This is a genomic window from Stenotrophomonas sp. YIM B06876 (assembly GCF_030711595.1).
Classification (GTDB): Bacteria; Pseudomonadota; Gammaproteobacteria; order Xanthomonadales; family Xanthomonadaceae; genus Stenotrophomonas.
This window is the reverse complement of the sequence record NZ_JAUJUJ010000190.1, coordinates 1-1,516: the sequence shown is the minus strand read 5'-3', so window position 1 is coordinate 1,516 and position 1,516 is coordinate 1. Positions and strand designations below refer to the sequence as shown.

General features: G+C 63.9%; 2 protein-coding genes. Both read right to left on the bottom strand.

What is annotated here, in order from left to right; genetic code table 11:
• Nucleotides 1-84: 84 nt before the first annotated feature.
• Nucleotides 85-513: a hypothetical protein gene (locus QZH66_RS15960; protein WP_305806873.1), complete on the bottom strand. Its 429-nt coding sequence runs from the start codon at nt 511-513 to the stop codon at nt 85-87.
• Nucleotides 465-1,516, bottom strand: a 1,052-nt coding sequence (locus QZH66_RS15955; protein WP_305806872.1) for an ABC transporter substrate-binding protein, incomplete at its 5' end; no start/stop codon positions are given. The genes QZH66_RS15955 and QZH66_RS15960, both read right to left, overlap by 49 nt.

Sequence of the window (1,516 nt, the reverse complement as noted above, 5' to 3'; positions counted from 1 at the left end):
GCACGACGAAGATCGCCTGCAGCAGCCGCTTGAAGAGGAATCCGCTCATGGTGTCGGTCGATTCAGGGCAGAAGGTTCAAGCGTTCATTCGACGGTGGCATCGACGAAGCGCAAGCGCCCGTCGCCCGGCAGGCCGAGGTTCTTGGCGCGCTTGTTCACGCCGTAGACGGTGTCGAGGCTGTAGAGCGGCATCTCCAGCGCCTGGTTGGCGACGTAGCGGGCGATTTCCTGCAGCGTGGCCTTGCGCGCCACCTGGTCCCAGGTGTTGCGCTGGGTGTGCAGCAGGGCGTTGAGCTTGGGGTCGTCGTCAAACGGGTTCCAGCGCTGCTTGGTGTAGTACATGGCGTAGGCCGTGTTGTCGTAGTCGAAGGTCCAGCCGCCCCACTGGTTCTGCCACATCTCGCCGGTCTTGCCGCTCGGGATGATGTCGTTGATCAGCACATTGGTTTCGTAGGGCTTGAGGTTCACCGTGATGCCCACGGCACCGAGGTAGCCGGCCACGGCCTGCGCCACTTCGCGGAAGTTGCTGTCCGGGCCGCGGAAGTCGAGCTGGATCTGCGTGCCGGGCTTNCGTAGTCGAAGGTCCAGCCGCCCCACTGGTTCTGCCACATCTCGCCGGTCTTGCCGCTCGGGATGATGTCGTTGATCAGCACATTGGTTTCGTAGGGCTTGAGGTTCACCGTGATGCCCACGGCACCGAGGTAGCCGGCCACGGCCTGCGCCACTTCGCGGAAGTTGCTGTCCGGGCCGCGGAAGTCGAGCTGGATCTGCGTGCCGGGCTTGACGCCCGCCTTCTGCAGCATGGCCTTGGCCTGCGCGGGGTTGAACGGCAGGGGCTTCAGGTTCGGGTCGTTGCCGAACGATAGCGCGCCCTGGAAGCTGGCGATAGGCTTGGCCTGGCCGAGCAGGATGGTCTTGATGATGGCGTCGCGGTCAACGGCCATGGTCAGGGCCTTGCGCACCTCGGGGTTCTTCATGATGCCGCGCTGGGTGTTGTAGCGCAGCGCCAGGGCCACGGGGCCGTCCATGCTGACCACGTCCAGTTTGCTGTCTTTCTTGAGCGTGTCGATCAGCGCCAGTGGAATCTGGTTGGCCACGTCGACGCGGCCGGCCTGCAGCTCGGCCGCCTGCGTGGCCGGCTCGCTGATGAAGCGGTACACCAAGTTGTCCAGCTTGGGAGCGCCGCCCCAATAGGCGTCGTTGCGCGCAAAGGACAGGCTGACCTTGGGCTTGTAGTCCGTGAACTTGAACGGGCCGGTGCCGACCGGGTTCATGCCGAAGTACTGGCTGCCCTTTTCCTTGATGTACTTGGGCGGCACGATCATGGCGCCGTAGCCGGCCAGCTTGGTCAGCAGCACCGGGTCGGGGTTCTTGAGGATGAAATCGACCGTGTTCGGGTTGACCACCACCACCTTGTCGATGGCGTTGTAGTTGGACTGCTGCGGGCCTTTCTTGCCTTCTTCGCCGAGCAGGCGGTCGAAGGTGAACTTGACGGCTTCGGCGTCAAAGGGTTCGC